The sequence below is a fragment of the Agromyces sp. P2_B3 genome, from assembly GCF_056404815.1.
Window position 1 is genome coordinate 476,766 of record NZ_JBFUDH010000001.1, and the last position, 18,471, is coordinate 495,236.

The following is an 18,471-nucleotide window of genomic DNA, read 5'->3' on the forward strand; positions in this document are numbered from 1 at the left end:
CGGCGTCCAGCCCCTTGCCGCCCGACCGATGCGGATGCATGCTTGGCTCCGAAGCCGTGAAGGGGGCCGGGCGTGAACGCCACCGAGCGCCGCATCCGCGAGTTGCAGCGGATCGCCTACGGCGCGGATGCCACGGACGAGGAGCGGGCCGAGGCCATGGCCGAGCTCGAGGACCTCTCCCGGCGGGTCGAGCCGGTCGAGCGCGCCGAGCCGGTCGCGCGCGTCGAACCGGTCGAACCCGGCCAGTCGATCGAGGCCGCCGAGGCGGTCGCACCCCGCGATCGGGGCGTGACGACGACGGATGCCGCGCCGGCGGGCGGTCGGCCCCCGACCGCCCGCCCGACGACGGCGCCGATGGCGGATGGCGGGCGACGCCGACTCGTGCGCTGGAGCGCGGTCGCGGCATCCGTGGGGCTGCTCGTGGGAGGGGCGCTCGGCTGGTCGACCGCGCAGCGGGTGCCCGCGACGTCGAGTTCGTCGTCGCGGTTCGGCATCGTGTCGACGCCCGAGCCGGGAGTGCCCGTCGAGGACACGAGGATCCCGCAGCTGTTCGATCGCCTTCCGCTCGCCGACGAGGCCGCTCGCATCGCGGGGATCGACGACTCGGTCGACCCGGCGTCGGTTCGGCTGGTCGCCTCGCGCACCGACGGTCCGTCGGCCTTCGTCGTGCGCGCGTTCGACGGCGCCGACGTCTGCCTCGTGCTCGCGTTTCCGACGGGGCCGTTCCGGCGGGAGTGCACGACCCAGGGCATCTTCCCGCTCGACGGGCTCAGCGTGGAGTACGGCCCCGACGGCTACGGGCTCGCGGTGGCCCGGCTGAGCACGGCGGGCACCGTCTCGCTCGGCCTCATCGTGCCCTGACGGGTCGCCTGCCGCTACTCGTGGGCGTCCTCGTCCTCGTCCTCGTACGCCTCGAACGCGTCGGCGAACCGCAGTTCGCCGTGCATCGGCTCGCCCTCGAGCACGACGCGCTGCACGAGCCCCTCGCCGAGTCCGCGGTAGGTGAGGCCGTCGTCGCCGACGAAGCCCATCGGGCCGTAGACCGCGGGGTTGCCGATGAGCGCGCATCCGCGTGCGCCCCGTTCGCGGAGCTCGTCGAGGCCGGCCGCGACGAGCCGGCTGCCGATGCCCCGACGCTGGCGGCCGGGGTGCACGGAGATCGGGCCGAGGCCGTACCACCCCACGTCGGCCCCGCCGACGGTGACCGGTGAGAACGCCACGTGGCCGATGACCTCGCCGTCCTCCTCGTCGACGAGCGAGACCGTGAGCTCGCCCGCTGCGCGCAGGGCGCGGATGATGGGCGCCTCGGTCCCGTCGCTGAACGGCATCGGGTCGAAGGCGATGACGGTGAGCTCGTGGATGGCGTCGGCGTCGTCGGGGCGCTCGGGTCGGATCACCGCAGCAGTGTATGCGGGCGGGCGGCCCGGCGCACGGCCCGGCGCGCCTGCGAGGCATCGCGGCGTCTGCGGAGCCGGCTTGCCACCCCGCACCGCCCCGCCTACCATCGTGTATGCGCGATATGTGAATTGCAAGTTCGATTATCGAACACGCAACGACCGTGATCGGTCGAGCCCACCGCACGATGATGTGAGGAGAACCCGTGCAGTTCCACCACCACGGCTACGTGTCCGGCGACCCGCGGGTGCTGCCCGCCGCCGGCGTCGGCCTCGACCGCCCTGCCGAGCTGCCCGACGAGGTCGACGTGCTCATCGTGGGCGCCGGCCCCGCGGGCATGATCGCCGCGGCGCAGCTCGCGATGTTCCCGAACGTGACGACCCGCATCATCGACCGCCGCCCCGGGCGGCTCGAGATCGGCCAGGCCGACGGCATCCAGGCGCGCAGCGTCGAGACGTTCCAGGCGTTCGGGTTCGCCGAGCGCATCGTCGCCGAGGCCTACTGGCAGACCGAGATGGTGTTCTGGAAGCCCGATCCGGCCGACCCGTCGCGCATCGTGCGGGCCAAGCGCACGCCCGACGACCCCGCCGGCGTCAGCGAGTTCCCACACCTGCTCGTCAACCAGGCGCGCGTGCTCGACTACTTCGCGGAGTTCGCCGCCAACGCCCCGACGCGCCTGGCCCCCGACTTCGGCTACGAGTTCGAGGGCCTCGAGGTCGCCGACGGCGCGCAGGACGGCGACCCGGACGGCGCGCACCCGGTCACGGTCACGCTCCGTCACACGTCAGGCGAGCACGAGGGCGAGCGGCGCATCGTGCGCGCGAGGTACGTGATGGGCGCCGACGGCGCGCGCAGCCGGGTGCGCGCCGCGATCGGATGCCACATGGCCGGCGACCAGGCCAACCACGCGTGGGGCGTGATGGACGTGCTCGCGGTCACCGACTTCCCCGACATCCGCACGAAGTGCTCGATCCAGTCGGAGGCGGGCTCGATCCTCCTCATCCCGCGTGAGGGCGGCTACCTCTTCCGCATGTACGTCGACCTCGGCGAGGTGCCGGCCGACGACCATCACCACGTGCGCCAGACCGGCATCGAGCAGGTCATCGCCCGGGCGAACGAGATCCTGCACCCCTACACGCTCGACGTGCGGCACGTGGCGTGGCACAGCGTCTACGAGGTCGGGCACCGCCTCACCGACCGCTTCGACGACGTGCCGACGGATGCCGCGGGCTCTCGCACCCCGCGGGTCTTCATCGCCGGCGACGCCTGCCACACCCACAGTGCCAAGGCCGGCCAGGGCATGAACGTCTCCATCCAGGACGGCTGGAACCTCGGCTGGAAGCTCGGACACGTGCTCGAGGGACGCGCTCCCGAGGCCCTGCTCGCCACGTACTCGGCCGAACGTCAGGTCGTCGCGCAGAACCTCATCGACTTCGACAAGCAGTGGTCGACGATGATGGCGAAGAAGCCCGAGGAGTTCGCCTCCCCGTCGGAGCTCGAGGAGTTCTACGCGCAGACGTTCGAGTTCCCCGCGGGCTTCATGACCCAGTACGCGCCGTCGCTCGTCGTCGCCGAGGCGTCGCACCAGGCGCTCGCCGAGGGCTTCCCGATCGGCAGGCGGTTCAGGTCGGCGCCGGTCGTTCGGGTGTGCGACGCGAACCCGGTGCACCTCGGCCACCACGCGACCGCCGACGGCCGGTGGCGCATCTACGTGTTCGCCGACGCTGCGCGCGCCGGCGCGGCATCCGGCGTCGCGACCCTCGCCGAGTGGCTCGACACCGCGGCGGACTCGCCGCTGGCGGCGACCCCCGACGGCGCCGACCGCGACGCCTGGTTCGACGTCAAGGTGGTCTACCAGCAGCCGTACACCGAGGTGGACCTCGGGGCCGTGCCCGGGGCGTTCCTGCCGCGCTCGGGCCCGTTCGAGCTCGTCGACTACGAGAAGGTGTACGCGGCCGACCCCGGGGACGACATCTTCGGGGGCCGGGGGATCGACCGCGGCGGCGTCGTCGTCGTGGTGCGCCCCGACCAGTACGTGGCGAACGTGCTGCCGCTGAGTGCGACCGACGAGCTCGCCGCATTCTTCGCCCCCATCCTGCGGGCGGACCGGCCGGTGACGGCGTCAGGGGTGTGAGCGCGCCGACGGGTCAGGCGGCGCCGAGCGCACCGCGGATCGACCGCGACGCCTCGACCAGCCGCGCCGCGATCTCGGCGTCGGTTCGCGCGCTCGACACGTAGACCACGGCGAGGGCGGCCGGTTGGCCGCTCGGCAGCACGAGCGGCACGGCGGTCGACCGGAGCCCGGGGATGACCTCGTCGTGGCTCGTCGCGTAGCCGCGCACCCGGGCTTCGTCGAGCTCCGCCCGCCGCGAGGCATCCGCGTCGCCCGGCCAGTCGGCGTCCGGCAGGCCGGCGAGGATGACCTTGCCGGGTGCGCCGATGCCGATCGCGTGTCGCGTGCCCGGCCGCTGCGCGACCGATGCGATCGCGTGCCGCGGTTCGATGCTCGTCAGCGTCACGATCTCGTCGCCGTCGAGCACGGCGAGGAAGCACGTCATGCCGAGCTCGTTCGCGGCGCTCGTGAGCTCGGGCAGCGCCTCCGCCTGCAGGTCGTGGGCGACCCCTGCCGCGAGCGCCGCGAGGCGGGCGCCGAGCACGATGCGGCCGCGGGCGTCGCGCACCGTGAGCCGGTGGTGCTCGAGCGTGCGGAGCAGGCGGTAGGCGACCGAGCGGTGCACCCCCAGGCGGCTCGCGAGCTCGTCGATCGTGAGCGGCTCGCGCGCGTCGGCGAGGATCTCGAGCACCCGGATGCCGCGGGACAGCGTCTGCGACTGCGGCGCGGCAGCGATCTCGTCGGCCATCGTGGTTCCCCTCCGAGCGTCGGTCAGGTGTGCGGCGGCATCCTGCTCGATCACAGTATGGACGATGTGTCACCGTGCGGATCGGCCGCGAGCGCGGCTCCGTGGTCGACGTCGGCGAACTGCGCGCTGCCCGGCTCGGCGGGCGCAACGTCAGGCTTCGTGAGGCGGTCGAGAAGATGCACGCCGCCATCGTGCGCTCAGGGGCGCTCGTCCATCGGCGCGCGCGCCCGTGGCCGGCTCGCGCGCCGGAGCCCGGTCGCGGAAGACCCACGACCGGTACGCGATGAAGCGGAAGGCGGAGCCGGCGAGCAGACCGATGACGTTCGCGGACACGTTGTCGGCGAGACGCGAGGTGAACCCGAGCCCGTAATGCGTGATGCCCAGGCAGGCGAGCGAGATGGCGCTGCCCGCGAGGCTGACGAGGGCGAATTCGACGGCTTCCCGTCCTGCGTCGGCGCGCCGCTCGGAGCGGAAGGTGAGCGTGCGGTTCCCGATCCAGTTGGCGGCGATCGCAGCGGTCGTCGAGATCGCCTTCGCGAACATCGGCCCCCCGGCGACCTGCGATGAGAGCACCGACGCCGTGAGCAGGTTGAAGACGCCGACGTCCACCACGAAGCCGACGCCGCCGATCGCCGCGAACGAGATCAATTGACGCGCCAGGCTCAGTCGTCTCATGATCCCTGCCTGACCAGTTCGTAGACGACCGAGCGATGCACCGGGATCTGCCGCTCCACCTCGTACCCCAGCGAGCGGAGCTCGGCCACATCCGTGGTGTCGCCCTCGCTCTCGACCGCCCAGACCCTCGTGTGCGCCTCCACCCGATGGAGGACGCTCCGCAGTGGTGCCACGGAGTCCCAGAGCCAGCGCCGCGACGCCAGGGGCCGCCGCAGGGCGACATCCTCGAGCCCCGCGAACTGCGCGGGGTAGAGGTCGAGCGCGAGCCTCGGGCGGCGGGACGGCTTCGTCGACTGGTCGAACACGATGGCATCGCCGGGTACGGCGTACGAGCCGACCACGGCGGCCGCCTGCCGGAAGTCGGCACCGTGGTCCTTCGCGAACGGGCCGCGCTGAGCGAGGTAGCCCGGTGCGGCCACGACGACGATGACGACGAGCGCCATGAGCGGGACGAGGCGCTGCAGGTGGACCGTCCGCGGCGCGCGGACCGCGAGCCAGGCCCCCGCGCCGCGAATGCCCACGGCCGCGAGCAGCGCGACGGCGGGAGCGCAGAACGAGAGATAGCGCGGGTTGTACATGGCCCCGAGCAACGCGTTGCCCGCGAGCAGCGCCGCAGTCGGCCCGACGACCCAGGCGGTTCCGACGAGCACGGCTCGCCGGAACGGGCGCATGGCGGGCACGAGGATCGTCGAGACGACCGCGGCCACGACGAGCGACCAGATGGCCGCCGCCAGCCACCAGGAGGAGCCGAACCACTGCGCGACGAGGACCGACTCCGCCGTGGCATAGTCTCGGCGTGCGAGGAAGGACAGTTGGGCTCGCTGCGAAGCACCCACGACGATGATCGGCAGGGCGAGCGCAGCGGCGGTGGCGGATGCCCCGAGCCAGGCGAGCACCGTCGAGCGGCCTCGCCGGTAGGCCAGGAGCACCGCGGCCTGCACGATCACGAGCAGGGCGACGTCCAGGAACAGGTACACGGCCCCGGCGAACGCGATTCCGTACCCAGCCCACGCCCACCATCGCGACTCACGACGTCGGACGAGGGCGATGAACCACGCCGTGAGCCACGCTGACGCCGCCATGGTGAAGGCGTACGATCGCGCCTCCATGCCGAGCCGGGTGACGATCGGCAGCACGGCGAGCACGCATCCCGCCAGGATCCCCGTCGTCCGCCCGGCGAGGCGCGTGCCCGCCACGACGGTTCCGGCCGCGGCGAAGCCCACCGCGACGGCGCTCGCGAGGCGCACCGACGCCTCGGACGAGCCCACGAGCCCGATCCACTCGTGCAGGAAGAGGTAGTACGCCCCGTGCACGGCGTCGATGCGGCCGAGGAGGGAGAGCAGGCTCGGGACGGACCGTTCCGCCGACAGCACGCTCGCAGCCTCGTCGCCCCAGTACGACGGCGTGCCGGAGCCGGTGACGGCGATCAGGGTCGCAGCGAGGCCGACCAGCGGAGCGCCGAAGCGCCGTGCCCACCCGCCGACGGACCCGATCCACGCCGCGCGCGACGCACGTGCCACCGGCCGGCTCGCCATGCCCGCCTCCCTCCTCGTGCCCCCAATCGTTGGACCGGCGGCTGTGGCGGTCATGGGGCCGACGGCGGCGCCGTCTGAGAGTTCGTTCAGGAACGGCCCGTGCGCCGCTGCCGTGCCGCGCACCCGGGGGCGCCCGCGGCCCCGCTGCCTAGGATGTCTGGAGGGGCACCCAGGTGAAGGGAGGCCCGGCGATGCGCATCCTCGTGGTCGACGACGAGCCCGAGCTGACGGCGCTCCTCGCCCGAGGTCTCGGTGCCGACGGCCACGTCGTGGTCGAGGCGCACGACGGCATCTCCGCCATGGGCGAGGCCTCGGGAGCGGGCTTCGAGGTCGCCGTCGTCGACGTCATGCTTCCCGGCATGTCGGGTTTCGAGCTCAGCCGGCGATTGAAGGACCTGGACCCCGGCATGGCGGTCATCCTGCTCACCGCCCGCCGAGAGGTCGACGACCGGGTGCGCGGACTGGATTCGGGTGCCGACGACTACCTGGTGAAGCCGTTCGACCTGGCCGAGCTGGCCGCGAGGATCCGGGCCGTGCGCCGCCGGGACGCCCTGCAGCTGCCGGCGCGCATCGAGGTGGGCGCATTGACCGTCGACCTCCGCAGGCATCGCGCGCGGGTGGAGGAACGCGACCTCCCGCTCAGCCGAACGGAGTTCGACGTGCTCTGCACGCTGGCGCTGCACCGGGAGGAGACGGTCACCCGGGCGACGATCCTCGAGGACGTCTGGGAGGGGGGCGCCCACATCGATCCGAACATCGTCGACCAGTACGTCAGCTCCCTGCGGCGCAAGCTCGACCATGTCGAGGCGGGAGCGCGCATCGTCACGACCCGCGGGGTCGGATTCCGGCTGATTGCAGGATCCGACGCATGAACCGGCTCTCGATCCGAGCCCGCATCACCGGCGGGAGCCTGATCATCGCGATCCTCGTCGCCATCGTCGCGGGCGTCAGCATCGACGCCCAGGTCCAGCGGATCGTGCACGAGGGCACGCTCGCCGTGCTGGAGAGCGACAGCGAGCCGTACGTGCTCGCGATCCGCGGTGAGCCGGGCGAATCGTTCGACGCCCCGGGACCGGGTCAGCATGTCGCGGTCGTGACACCCGATGGGAGCACGCGCGTGGACACGCTGCCCAGGAAGCTCCGCGAGCTGCGATCCGAGCTCGTCGCCCACGGCACGCTGACCCAGGTGGCCGTGGACGGGACCGCCTATGACGTGCTCGCCCGCCCCGTGGACGCCGCCGACGGTGAGTGGACCGTCGTCGCCGCTCGCAACGCCACCGAGGAGTCCACGGTGCTCACCCAGATGCGGCTCCTCGTCATCGCGGGGCTCGCGCTGGTGCTCATCGGCGTCGGCGTCGCGGCCTGGATGCTCACGACGGCGTCGCTCGCCCCCGTGGAGAGGATCCGGCGGAGCGCAGAACGGTTGAGCGCCGCGCCGTCGGCCGAGCTCCTCCCCGTCGGCCCGGCCGAGGACGAGATCGCTCAGCTCGCACGCACGCTCAACGACCTCATCGTCCGGCTTCGCGCGGCATCGGTTCGCGAGCGCCAGCTCGTCTCCGACACGAGCCACGAGCTGCGCACGCCACTGGCGATCCTCAGCGCACGTCTGCAGCTGGCTGCGGCCGAGGGCGCGTCGCGCGATGAGCTCCGGGCGGACCTGGACGGCGCCCAACGGGACGTCGCGCGGCTGTCCGCGCTCGTCGCGTCGCTCCTCGACCTCTCCGCCATCGAGGCCGAAGCCAGGGCGCCGGTGGCGTCGACAGCCCGGGATCTGGAGCGCGAGGCGGTGGAGGCGTCCGACTGGGCCAGGTTCCGGCTCACGGGCACCGACGTCGACGTGCGCTACGACGGGCCGCACGAGGTCGAAACCGCCGAGCGCTTCGCCATCGCCGCAGAGGACTTCGGTCGCATCGTCGACAACCTCGTGGACAACGCGGCGTACGCGATGGGGTCGGCCGGCGTCCTGGGCATCCGGTTGGAGCACACGCCCCGCGGCCTTCGGCTCACCGTCTCGGACACGGGCGGCGGGCTCGACCCCGCCTTCGTGCCGCACGCCCTCGAGCGATTCAGCCGATCGGATGCCTCGCGCACTGCGGGCTCCGGCGTCGGCCTCGGCCTGTCGATCATCGATGCCATCGTGCGGCGCGCCGGCGGCACGGTCCGGCTCGAGAACGAGCCGGGCATCGGCCTCGCGGTGGTCGTGGACCTGCCGCAGGCGAGTGCCGGCGCCGGTCAGCCGGCCGGGCCGGCGCCGGAGCGACGCCGGTAGCGGTGCTCCGGCCGTCCCGTGGTGCCGTAGCGGAGCGAGACCTCGACGAGCCCGCGGTCGACGAGCGCCGAGAGGTGGCGCTGGGCGGTCGCCCGCGAGATGCCTGCGCGTTCGGCGGCCTCGGCGGCAGAGCACTCGCCATCGCCGAGCCGCTCGAGGAGCAGCTGCTCGGTCGGCGATCGCGACGCGGTCGGCGAGGCGCTGCCGTGCAGGATGCGGACGGCCCGGTCCACGGCCTCCTGGTCGAGCGCCCGGTCGGCGCCGAGCACGTTGCGGAAGCGCACGAACGCGTCGATGCGTTCCGCCAGGAGGGCGGGCGGGAACGGCTTGATCAGCACGGCGTGGGCGCCGGCCCGCAGCGCGCGGCGCACCGTCGCGGCATCCGACGCCGCCGTGATGACGAACGCGTCGAGGTCGAGCTCGCGCACGAGCGAGATGCCGTCGCCGTCGGGCAGGTAGACGTCGGCGAGCAGGAGGTCGGGGGCATGGTCGCGCACCGCCGCGCGTGCGGCGGCCGCGGTGTACACGGGGTCGAGCACCTGCACGCCCGATCGGCCGGCGACGATCTCGCGGTGGAGCCCGGCCACCCGGAAGTCGTCGTCGACGATGAGCACGCGCACGGGTTCGGTCACGGTTCCTCCCGAGGGGACATCACGCCGGGCAGGCGCGCGCAGAAGACGGCTCCGCCCTGCCCGCCGCCGGCGTCGGCCAGCCACACGTCGCCGCCGCGCCGGCGTGCGAGGTCGCGGATGAGCGGCAAGCCGATGCCGTGGCCGTGCACCGCGTCGGCCGGCGCTCGGCCCGCAGCCGCCCCCGCCTGCGCTCCGGCCACTGTTGCGTCGTCGCCCCCGGAGAACAGCCGCGCCGGGTCGGCCACCCCGGCTCCCGAGTCGGCGACGGTGATCGCCAGCACGTCGGCGTCGTCGAGCAGCTCGACCTCCACTTGCCTCGGCGTGCGCTCGGCGGAGAGCGCGGCCCGCACGGCGTTGTCGATGAGGTTCCCGAGCACCGCGCCGACATCCTCGGGCGCCGAGAGCGTGCCGCGCACGAAGGAGCCCTCGGCGACGGTCACCTGCACGCCCCGCTCGGCCGCCTCGATCGCCTTCGCCCCCACGATGGCCTGCAGCAGGGGTTCCTCGATGCGCTCGAGCCGGCCGCCGGGGGCCGCGATCGGGCCGCGGCCGCGGAGCTCGTCGAGGAACGAGCGCGCCTCATCGACCCGGCCGGCGTCGATGAGGCCCGCCGCGACGTGCACCCGGTTCGCGAACTCGTGCCGCTGGGCTCGCAGGGCGTTCGTCATCGAGCCCACGGCGTCGAGGCGTTCCGACAGCGCCATCAGGTCGGTGCGGTCGCGCAGCACGAACACCACGCCGAGGTCCCGGCCGAGCCGGCGCACCGGGCGACGGTCGACGTAGAGGATGCGTTCCCCCGACGGGAAGGCCGAGGTCGGGTCGGGCGGAGGTGCCGCGGGATCGAGCGCGGCGGCGAGCGCCGGCGCGAGGCCCAGCGCGTCGACGCGGGCGCCCACCGGATCGTTCACCCCCAGCATCCGCTCGGCGACCGCGTTGCACACCCGGATGATCCCGTCGGGTGCGACGGCCACCACGCCGTCGCCCACGCCGTCGAGCACCGCCGCCTGCTGCTGCACGAGCGCCGTGAGCTCCTCGGGCTGCAGGCCGAGCGTCAGCCGCTCGAGCCGGCGCCGCAGCAGCACCGCGACGAGCACGCCGATCGAGAGTGCGGCCAGGGCGGCGACGGCGACGCCCGCGAGCAGGGTGGGCAGGTCGTCGAAGACGCTCGCGGGCGCGAAGCCCACGCTGACCTCGCCCACGGGCCGCGCCGTGCCGGGCGCGTAGACGGGCACCTTCGCCCGAGCCGACTCGCCGAGCGTGCCGCGCTCCCACGACACGGTCTCCTCGCCGGCCAGCGCCGCGGCGAAGCTCGTGCTGACCTCCTCGCCGATGCGGTCGGGGTCGGGGTGCGCGAGCCGGATTCCGCGGTCGTCGGTCACGACCACGAACAGCGCGCCCGTGCGCGCCTGCACGGCCCCCGCCGCCGCGGCGACCGGCCCGCCCCGCAGCTCGTCGACCGCGGGAGCCGCGGCCCGTGCGGAGTAGCCGGCGACGGCAGCCCGCAGGTCCGGATCCTCCGAGAGGGTGCGGGCGATGCTCAGCGCCTCGCCCTCGGTCTGCGTGCGCAGCTGCTGCACGCCGAGCCACGCGAAGACCGCGAGGCACACCGCGACGACCGCCACGACGCATCCGAGCACCAGCAGCAGCATCGAGTCGGCGAACCGCACGTCGACCTCCGTCGGTCACCCCGCGGTGTTCGCGGGTCTGCCTCAACGCTACGCCCGGATGCCGCGTCCGCTTCGGCCGCGACCCGCCGCGCACAATGCGCAGAACCCGGTCAATGCGCACAACGGCGGGCAATGCGCGATACCCGCCGCACGGGGCATCCGGTGCGTAGCGTGCCCGTACCCGTACCAGCCCGACAAAGGAGTCGACATGCTCGTCATACTCGGATTCGCCATGATCCTCGCCTTCATGGCGCTGATCATGACCAAGCGGCTCACGCCCATGGTCGCCCTCATCGTCGTTCCCACGATCTTCGGCCTGTTCGCCGGCGCGGGGCTCGGCATCGGCGACATGGTGCTCGAGTCCATCGGCGCCCTCGCGCCCACGGCGGCCCTGCTGATGTTCGCCATCATGTTCTTCGGCATCATGATCGACGTCGGGCTGTTCGATCCGCTGATCCGCTTCATCACGAGGCTGCTCGGCAACGACCCGGCGAAGGTCGTGCTCGGCACGGCGCTGCTGGCGGGGGCGGTCTCGCTCGACGGCGACGGCTCGACGACGTTCATCATCACGACCTCGGCGATGCTGCCGATCTACCTGCGCCTCGGCATGAGCCCGGTGGTGCTCACCTGCGTGGCCGGCCTCATGAACGGCACGCTCAACATCGTCCCGTGGGGCGGTCCCACCGTGCGGGCCGCGTCGGCGCTGCAGGTCTCGCCGACCGACATCTTCGTGCCCATGCTGCCCTCACTCGCAGTCGGCCTGGCCGTCTCGCTCGCGTTCGCCTGGATGCTCGGCCTCGGCGAGCGCAAGCGGCTCGGCACCCTCGCCGCGGGCGACCTCATGGTGAGCGAGTGGGCGGGGGAGCGGGCGACGGATGCCGCGTCCGGGCTTCGCGGCGCCGCCGGCGGCATCCGGAACCGACTGGGTCTCCTGCGCGGGGCGCAGGCCTCGGTCGGGGCGCGGGCGACCCTGTCGACGACGAACGTGATGACGATCAACCCGGTGGGCGGATCGACCGGGACGATGACCGTCGGCGAGGACGAGCGCGACACCGTCATGGCCGACACGGTGCTCGACCCCGCCCGTGCGACCCTGCGGCCGAAGCTCATCTGGTTCAACCTGGCGCTGACGCTCGCGGTGATGGTGCTGCTCGTCATCGACGTCGTGCCGCTGCCGTTCGTCTTCATGATCGGCGCCGCCGTGGCGCTCATCGTGAACTTCCCGAAGGTGCGCGCGCAGGCCGACGAGATCGTCGCGCACGCACCGAGCATCGTCGGCGTCGTCTCGATGGTGCTCGCCGCCGGGGTGCTCGTCGGCGTGCTCAACGGCACGGGCATGGTGACCGCGATGGCCGACTGGGTCGTCGACGTCGTGCCCCAGGCGCTCGGGCCGTACCTCGCCGTCATCACCGGCATCCTCTCGATCCCGATGACGTTCTTCATGTCGAACGACGCGTTCTACTTCGGCATCCTGCCGATCCTGTCCGAGAGCGCGGCGACCTACGGCATCGACCCCGTCGAGATGGCCCGCGCGTCGATCACCGGCCAGCCGGTGCACCTGCAGAGCCCCCTCGTGCCGGCGATCCTCCTGCTCGTGTCGCTCGCGGGCGTGAACCTCGGCGACCACCACAAGAAGGTGCTGTGGCGAGCCGTCATCGTCTCGCTGGTGATGCTGACGGTCGGGGTGGTCGTCGGGGCGATCCCGTTCGGATGACGCGGGTCAGTCGCGCTTCGGATGACGCGGGTCAGTCGTGCTTCGGGTGACGCGGGTCAGTCGCGCTCGCGGACGATCTCGGGCAGCTGCCAGGTGAGGTCGAACCACGGCTCGAGCGGGCCGTAGAGCCGCAGCACCGGCCACCAGGACTTGCCGGGGAGGGTGGGGATCCAGTTGGACTCCCTGCCCTCCGGCGCGGTGGGGCCGAACCACAGGACGCACGAACCGTCGTCCTCCACCTCGAGGTCGCCGGTGAGGCTCGACACCGCCGGGTAGGCGGTGGACTGCAGCAGTGACCGGGTCTGCGTGTCGTACACGTCGACCGACCAGAAGTTCTTCGCAGGGGGGTTCGCGGGAACCCTGAGCGAGTAGGTGGCGGCTCCGTCGAGGAGTGCGCCGTCCGCGTCCTCGGCGGTGTAGAGGTACGCGGAGCCGGCTCCGACCTGCGCGTGGGCCATCGCCGGCGTGATCACCGTCGCCGCGTAGTGGAACAGGGTGCGCGCGTCGAGGTTCCGGGCGCCGTCGGTGAGGAACTCGTAGCTGCCGCCGATGAACGGGTTCTTCCACGAGCGCCCCTCCCAGCGGTACGCCTCGGGGTCGCGGGTCTTGTAGAGGATCGCGCGCGACATCGCCGCCCCGATGCGCGCCGCCTCGTCGAGGATGCCGCGCAGGCGGTCGTCGGGTGCGAACGGCCGGCCGTGGGCGATGCCGATGGACGCGAGGGTGCCGGCTCGCTCGGGGTCGAGCGCCGCCGTCGGTTCCTCGGCGACGAGCTCCGCGATCTCCTCGAAGAAGGAGACGTCGTTCGCGTGGACGGTGTTGAACACCTCGTCGGCGATGTTCACGAACGTGTTCTCGGGTGCGGCGTCGGCGTCGGCCAGTCGATAGATCCTGGACTGCTTGATGGAGGGCACTCCGCCGAGCGCTCGGAGCACGATCCAGTTCGTGTACGTCGGGCTCTCGTAGGTGAAGTAGCCGTCGGGACGCTCGCCGTCGTAGCCCGGTGGCAGGAACAGGTACTTCCCGCCCGCTCCCTGGTCGGGACCCGGGATGCCCATGTCCGCGACGTAGCGGAACCAGAAGTCGTCGACGACGCAGAGCGACTGTGCGGGCACCTCGACGACGGTGGGTCCCCACGCCCGCAGGTCGAGGAAGGTGGTGCCGTAGGTGGTCTCGGTGTTCGGCGTGAGGAAGATGGCCCCCGAATTCGCCCGCGGATCGGTGTAGCCGATCGTGTCGGGCGAGTCGACGCCCGCGTTGCGCAGGCCTCGCCGCATCGCGACGAGGGACGCGCCGGGCACGGCCGTCAGGAACGCGTCGATGCCGCGTACGAGGTCGAGCCCGTCGAAGATCGACTGGACCGACTCGGCCTTGGGCACCCCGTCGAAGAACTCGAGGTCTCCGAAGGGCGTGGCCAGCCGGTCGGGCGTCGAGACGTGCGCCACCTCCTCGGCCAGCTGCTCCGCCGTCGTCTTCACGCTGTCGGTTCGCTCGATCGCCACGCTCATCCCCTCATCGGTCGACCATCCCCTCGTCGGTCGACACCTCGAGGTTGCGTCATGGCGCCCGCGGCGGCATCATCCACATGACGTGATTGCCCGGCTGGGATGAGCGTGCGACAATCCGCCTACGGTCGCGCGGCTCGATAGGTGAGGTGGGTCACGCGTGACGCCGGCCGCACGGACACCAGCTCGAGCTGCTGCGCGGGCACGCCGTCGAGGACGCGCTCGCCGGCGCCGAGGATGCAGGGCGTCACGTGCAGCCGAAGCTCGTCGAGGAGCCCGGCCGCCAGGTACTGGTTCACGGTCGATGCGCCCCCGGCGATCGAGATGTCCCGGTCGCCGGCCGCGTCGCGCGCCTGCTCCATGGCCGACTCGATGCCGTCGGTGACGAAGTGGAAGGTGGTGCCGCCCTCCATCTCGATCGGGTCGTGCCCGAAGTGGGTCAGCACGAAGACCGGCCCGTGATACGGCGGGTTCGGGCCCCACCAGCCCCGCCAGTCGCGGTCCCACTCGCCGCGCACCGGTCCGAACATGTTGCGGCCCATGATGGTCGCGCCCGAGTCGACGATCGCGTCGATCTCCGCCCGGTTCTCGTCGGGGGTCTCGAACATCCACCCGTGCAGCCAGTTCTCGTCGATCTCGCCGAGCGGCTTCTCCTCACGCTGGTTCACGCCTGCGGCGAAGCCGTCGAGCGAGACGGCGATGTCGCTGTACACCTTGCCCACGATCGAACTCCTCAACTGGTTGTGATCTGCAATTGGTTGGCAGGCTACCGCAGACCAGTTGTAGACTGCAAGCGGAAATCGGAGGTCGAACATGGAACAGCGGTCGGGATGTCCGATCAACCTGTCGCTCGAGGTGTTCGGCGACAAGTGGTCGCTCATCGTCATCCGCGACATGATGTTCGGCAACCGGCGGCACTTCAACGAACTGCTCGCCGAATCCGACGAGGGCATCGCGTCGAACATCCTCGCCGACCGGCTTCGCCGTCTCACCGAGCTCGGCATGGTCACCCGTGCGCCCGACCCGAGCCACAAGCAGAAGGTCGTCTACAGCCTGACCGAGCCGGCCATCCAGCTCGTGCCCGTGCTGGCGCAGCTCGGGGCCTGGGGGCGCCGTCACCTGCCGGCGAGCCGTGAGCTCTCCGTGCGCGCCGAACTGCTCGAGCGCGGCGGCCCCGAGTTCTGGGATCGGTTCATGGACGAGCTCCGCGAGCAGCACCTCGGCGTGCCGCGACCGCCGGGCGAGCCGTCGCCGTTCGGGGAACTCCGTGCCGCCTACGAGGCCGAGCTCGCTCGCGGTGACGGCGAGACGGACGACAGCCAGACGACGACGCGGCATGCCCTACAGCCGGGCTGAGCTCGCCGCGTTCACCGGCCGAACGCTTCCCGACCTGATTCCGCAGCCGACCCGCCTCCTGGTCGTAGGCATCAACCCCGGCCTGCTCACCGTGGCGGTGCAGGCGCACTTCGCGCGCCGGGGCAACCGCTTCTGGCCCGCCCTCTTCCGCGCCGGCGTCACCGATCGGCTCATCGACGCCTCGAAGGGGTTCGATCCCGATGACGTGCGCCATCTCGAGCAACGGGGCATCGGATTCACCTGCATCGTCCCGCAGGCCACCGCCCGCGCCGCCGAGCTGACGCCATCGCAGCTGCGAGCGGGAGCCGTCGCGCTGCGGGAACGCGTGGCGACCGTGCGACCCCGGGTGGTCGCCGTCCTCGGGATCAGCGCCTACCGGGTGGCGTTCGAGGAACCGCACGCCCGGGTCGGACGGCAGCCGCGCGAATGGGACGACGCCCAGGTGTGGGTCGTGCCGAACCCGAGCGGCCTCAACGCCCACGCCTCGCTCGATGACCTGACGTCGGCCTACCGCGAGGTCGCGATCGCGGCCGGCATCGAGCCGTACCCCGCCTGAATCGGCCCTGCCCGTGGAACCTAGAGCTCGTCCATCCACTCGGGGTCGGACGTGTCGTTCGCGCGTGCCGGGTACGCGTGCTGCGTCAGCTTCGCCGTCTCCGCCTGGAAGTATCCGACCAACTCGTCATCGACGATCTCCTCGCCGTCTGCGGCGCCCTCGGGCGGCTCGACGTCGGCGATCAGCTGGCTGGCGGGACCGATGAGCAGTGTCGACCTGCTGATGGTCCCGTCGGGCGCCAGTGTGGGGATCTCCACGGTCTCGGATTGATTCGCCTTCGCCAAGGCCTTCGCGTACTCCAGTACTGCTCGAGCGATCGCCGAACCAGTGACGACGGAGTCGCCCGCGTAATGTATCCGGTCCATTCATCCATCGTGGTCCGGCGCGACCGTCGCACGACAGGGCTTGACCTCGCCGGGCTGACGCGGCAGGCGCAGCGCGTGCGTGTGCGATCGGATGCCGCGAGCGGGCGACGACACCGGATGCCGCGAGCGGGCGAGACGACCGGATCAGGTCGCGTGTCTCGCCGCGGTGCTCCCGGAGATTGGTGCCTCACGTTCATCAGGAGACGCGCCCACCATCAGTTGTCTCGCTCGCCGCCTTGACGAATCCGCCCGGCTCCGTCGAGCTCGATGACCATGTCGATCCCGAGCCGGTCGAGGAAAGACTGGTCGTGGCTGACGATGAGCAAGGCGCCCCGGTAGCCGTCGAGCGCTTCGGCCAGATGTTCCACACTTGCGACGTCGAGGTTGTTCGTCGGCTCGTCGAGGATCAGCAGCTGCGCGGGCGGGTCGGCGAGCAGGAGCCGAGCCAGGGACACGCGGAAGCGCTCACCGCCGGACAGTGTAGCGACCGGACGGTCGACGCCATCGCCGCGCAGCAGGAGCCTTGCCAGTTGGTTGCGGATGGCCCCGGGCGTGCTGCCGGGCGCGACGGTCTTCACGTTCTCCAATGCACTCGCGGTTTCGTCGAGGCTGTCGAGGCGTTGCGGGAGATATCCGACCCGATCGGTGAGCAGCGTTCCGCGCGGTCGCCCGTCGGTCGGTTCGCCGCCGGTGAGCAGCTGACCGATGAGCGTCGACTTGCCGGACCCGTTCGGGCCCACCAGCGCGACGCGTTCGGGGCCCTGGATGACGACCGTGCGGTTCCGGTCGTGGATCTCGGCGATGCGACGGCTGCGGGGCACATCGGAGTCGGGGAGCGTGAGGTGGATGTGCTCCTCGTTGCGGACGCGCGAGTCCGCCGCGTCGACGGCAGCCTGCGCGGCCCGGACCTTGTCGTCGAGGGTCGAGCGCATCGATCCGGCAGCGCCCTGAGCCTTGCTGGCGCGGGCGCCCGCGAGGATCTTCGGGATGCCCCCGTCCTTCTGTGTCTTCTTCGCGGTGCGTTCCCGTCGAGCGAGCTTTGTCTCGGCTTCGACGCGCTGGCGCTTCTCGACCTTCAGCGCTTGCTGCGCGGCCCGCGCCGCCTGCGTCGCGGCATCCTGCTCCTGGTCCCGGTATGCCCGCCAGACGCTGTAGGGGCCGCCGAACACCTCGAGCCGGCCGGCGTGCAATTCCGCGGTGTCGTCCATGTGTTCGAGCAGCTGGAGGTCGTGGCTCACGACCACCAGCGTGCCCGGCCAGGCATCGACGATGCGCGCGAGTTGTGCGCGGGTGGGCCGATCAAGGTTGTTCGTCGGTTCGTCGAGCAGGGTGATCGCGGTGCGCCGGAGGCGCAGGCCGGTGATGGCGATGAGCATCGCCTCACCGCCGGAGATCTCCTCGACGCGGCGGCCGAGGTCGGCGGCTGTGAAGCCGATCTCGGTGAGTGCCTCGTCAGCGCGGGACTCGATGTCCCAGTCGTCGCCGACGGCCTCGAAATGGCGCTCGTGGACGTCACCCGCCTCGATGGCCCGCAGGGCCGTGAGTGCACGCTCGATGCCCAGGAGCTCGGCGATGGTCGTGGAGGTGGTGAGCGTCAGCTTCTGCGGCAGGTAGCCGATGTCGCCGACCGCATCGACTTGTCCCGACGTCGGCCGGAGTTCTCCGGCGATCAGCCGCAGCAGGGTGGACTTGCCGGCGCCGTTGCGGCCGACGAGGCCGGTGCGACCTGATGAGAGGGTGCCGTTGAGATGGTCGAGTGCGGCGGTTCCGTCTGGCCATTCGAACGACAGGTCGCGGAGGATGATGGCGGATTTCGCGGACATGGATGGTGCTCCTTCTGCGTGCTGCCGGCAGTGAGGGTGAACGAGGTGTGCGGCGCCGAGCTGAGTGCTGCGGACGCTGCTGGAAGATATCGGCGGGAGTGCCAGATGTCTGAGGCCG

Annotated in this window: 17 protein-coding genes; 7 read left to right on the plus strand and 10 right to left on the minus strand. The window is 71.9% G+C overall.

The annotated features are described in order from the left end of the window. Positions 1 to 72 precede the first annotated feature (72 nt). On the plus strand, positions 73 to 861 hold the full coding sequence (locus AC1DZA_RS02190) for a serine/threonine-protein kinase (RefSeq protein ID WP_476771536.1): 789 nt from the start codon (positions 73 to 75) through the stop codon (positions 859 to 861). 14 nt (positions 862 to 875) lie between these two features. Here AC1DZA_RS02190 and AC1DZA_RS02195 read toward each other — a convergent pair whose 3' ends face one another. Further along, on the minus strand, positions 876 to 1,397 hold the full coding sequence (locus AC1DZA_RS02195) for a GNAT family N-acetyltransferase (RefSeq protein ID WP_476771537.1): 522 nt from the start codon (positions 1,395 to 1,397) through the stop codon (positions 876 to 878). Positions 1,398 to 1,600: 203 nt separating this feature from the next. Here AC1DZA_RS02195 and AC1DZA_RS02200 point away from each other — a divergent pair, with 203 nt between their 5' ends. Next, a complete protein-coding gene (locus tag AC1DZA_RS02200; protein ID WP_476771538.1) occupies positions 1,601 to 3,529 on the plus strand; it encodes an FAD-binding monooxygenase in 1,929 nt (642 codons plus the stop codon). 13 nt (positions 3,530 to 3,542) lie between these two features. Here AC1DZA_RS02200 and AC1DZA_RS02205 read toward each other — a convergent pair whose 3' ends face one another. From AC1DZA_RS02205 to AC1DZA_RS02215, 3 genes are all read right to left on the minus strand, one after another. Beyond that, positions 3,543 to 4,256, minus strand: coding sequence for an IclR family transcriptional regulator (locus tag AC1DZA_RS02205; RefSeq protein WP_476771539.1), 714 nt, complete (start codon positions 4,254 to 4,256; stop codon positions 3,543 to 3,545). A 150-nt stretch (positions 4,257 to 4,406) separates the two neighbouring features. Next, a complete protein-coding gene (locus tag AC1DZA_RS02210) occupies positions 4,407 to 4,931 on the minus strand; it encodes a GtrA family protein (protein ID WP_476771540.1) in 525 nt (174 codons plus the stop codon). Next, positions 4,928 to 6,466: a glycosyltransferase family 39 protein gene (locus AC1DZA_RS02215; protein WP_476771541.1), complete on the minus strand. Its 1,539-nt coding sequence runs from the start codon at positions 6,464 to 6,466 to the stop codon at positions 4,928 to 4,930. The genes AC1DZA_RS02210 and AC1DZA_RS02215 overlap by 4 nt, the downstream gene beginning before the upstream one ends. 173 nt (positions 6,467 to 6,639) lie before the next feature. Between AC1DZA_RS02215 and AC1DZA_RS02220 the strand changes: the two genes are divergently transcribed. Both AC1DZA_RS02220 and AC1DZA_RS02225 read left to right on the plus strand, forming a co-directional pair. Continuing rightward, a complete protein-coding gene (locus AC1DZA_RS02220) occupies positions 6,640 to 7,338 on the plus strand; it encodes a response regulator transcription factor (RefSeq protein ID WP_476771542.1) in 699 nt (232 codons plus the stop codon). Further along, entirely contained in the window at positions 7,335 to 8,735 is a 1,401-nt protein-coding gene (locus AC1DZA_RS02225; protein WP_476771543.1) for a sensor histidine kinase, read from the plus strand. Before AC1DZA_RS02220 ends, AC1DZA_RS02225 begins: the two co-directional genes overlap by 4 nt. On the opposite strand, the gene AC1DZA_RS02230 is transcribed toward AC1DZA_RS02225, so the two are convergent. Both AC1DZA_RS02230 and AC1DZA_RS02235 read right to left on the minus strand, forming a co-directional pair. Continuing rightward, positions 8,699 to 9,367, minus strand: coding sequence for a response regulator (locus AC1DZA_RS02230; RefSeq protein WP_476771544.1), 669 nt, complete (start codon positions 9,365 to 9,367; stop codon positions 8,699 to 8,701). The two genes, AC1DZA_RS02225 and AC1DZA_RS02230, sit on opposite strands and share 37 nt — an antisense overlap. Beyond that, positions 9,364 to 11,034, minus strand: coding sequence for a sensor histidine kinase (locus AC1DZA_RS02235; RefSeq protein WP_476771545.1), 1,671 nt, complete (start codon positions 11,032 to 11,034; stop codon positions 9,364 to 9,366). The genes AC1DZA_RS02230 and AC1DZA_RS02235 overlap by 4 nt, the downstream gene beginning before the upstream one ends. Before the next feature lie 208 nt (positions 11,035 to 11,242). On the opposite strand from AC1DZA_RS02235, the gene AC1DZA_RS02240 reads away from it, so the two are divergent. Then, the gene (locus tag AC1DZA_RS02240) at positions 11,243 to 12,748 is read left to right on the plus strand and encodes a CitMHS family transporter (RefSeq protein ID WP_476771546.1); all 1,506 of its coding nucleotides are present in this window, start codon (positions 11,243 to 11,245) and stop codon (positions 12,746 to 12,748) included. A gap of 56 nt (positions 12,749 to 12,804) precedes the next feature. On the opposite strand, the gene AC1DZA_RS02245 is transcribed toward AC1DZA_RS02240, so the two are convergent. Further along, complete coding sequence (locus AC1DZA_RS02245; protein WP_476771547.1) at positions 12,805 to 14,250, minus strand: DUF1254 domain-containing protein; 1,446 nt, start codon at positions 14,248 to 14,250, stop codon at positions 12,805 to 12,807. 125 nt (positions 14,251 to 14,375) lie between these two features. Further along, positions 14,376 to 14,975 carry a dihydrofolate reductase family protein gene (locus AC1DZA_RS02250; RefSeq protein WP_476760562.1) on the minus strand — a complete coding sequence of 200 codons (600 nt, stop codon included), beginning with the start codon at positions 14,973 to 14,975 and terminating at the stop codon, positions 14,376 to 14,378. Between the two features lie 91 nt (positions 14,976 to 15,066). Between AC1DZA_RS02250 and AC1DZA_RS02255 the strand changes: the two genes are divergently transcribed. Then, positions 15,067 to 15,609: a winged helix-turn-helix transcriptional regulator gene (locus AC1DZA_RS02255; protein ID WP_476771548.1), complete on the plus strand. Its 543-nt coding sequence runs from the start codon at positions 15,067 to 15,069 to the stop codon at positions 15,607 to 15,609. After that, entirely contained in the window at positions 15,590 to 16,165 is a 576-nt protein-coding gene (locus AC1DZA_RS02260) for a mismatch-specific DNA-glycosylase (protein ID WP_476771549.1), read from the plus strand. The genes AC1DZA_RS02255 and AC1DZA_RS02260 overlap by 20 nt, the downstream gene beginning before the upstream one ends. A 20-nt stretch (positions 16,166 to 16,185) precedes the next feature. Here the strand turns inward: AC1DZA_RS02260 and AC1DZA_RS02265 are convergent, their stop codons facing one another. Together AC1DZA_RS02265 and AC1DZA_RS02270 are read right to left on the minus strand one after the other, a co-directional pair. Beyond that, positions 16,186 to 16,530, minus strand: a complete 345-nt coding sequence (locus tag AC1DZA_RS02265; protein WP_476760565.1) for a hypothetical protein — start codon at positions 16,528 to 16,530, stop codon at positions 16,186 to 16,188. A 215-nt stretch (positions 16,531 to 16,745) separates the two neighbouring features. Next, positions 16,746 to 18,353 carry an ABC-F family ATP-binding cassette domain-containing protein gene (locus AC1DZA_RS02270; RefSeq protein ID WP_476771550.1) on the minus strand — a complete coding sequence of 536 codons (1,608 nt, stop codon included), beginning with the start codon at positions 18,351 to 18,353 and terminating at the stop codon, positions 16,746 to 16,748. Between the last annotated feature and the right edge of the window lie 118 nt (positions 18,354 to 18,471).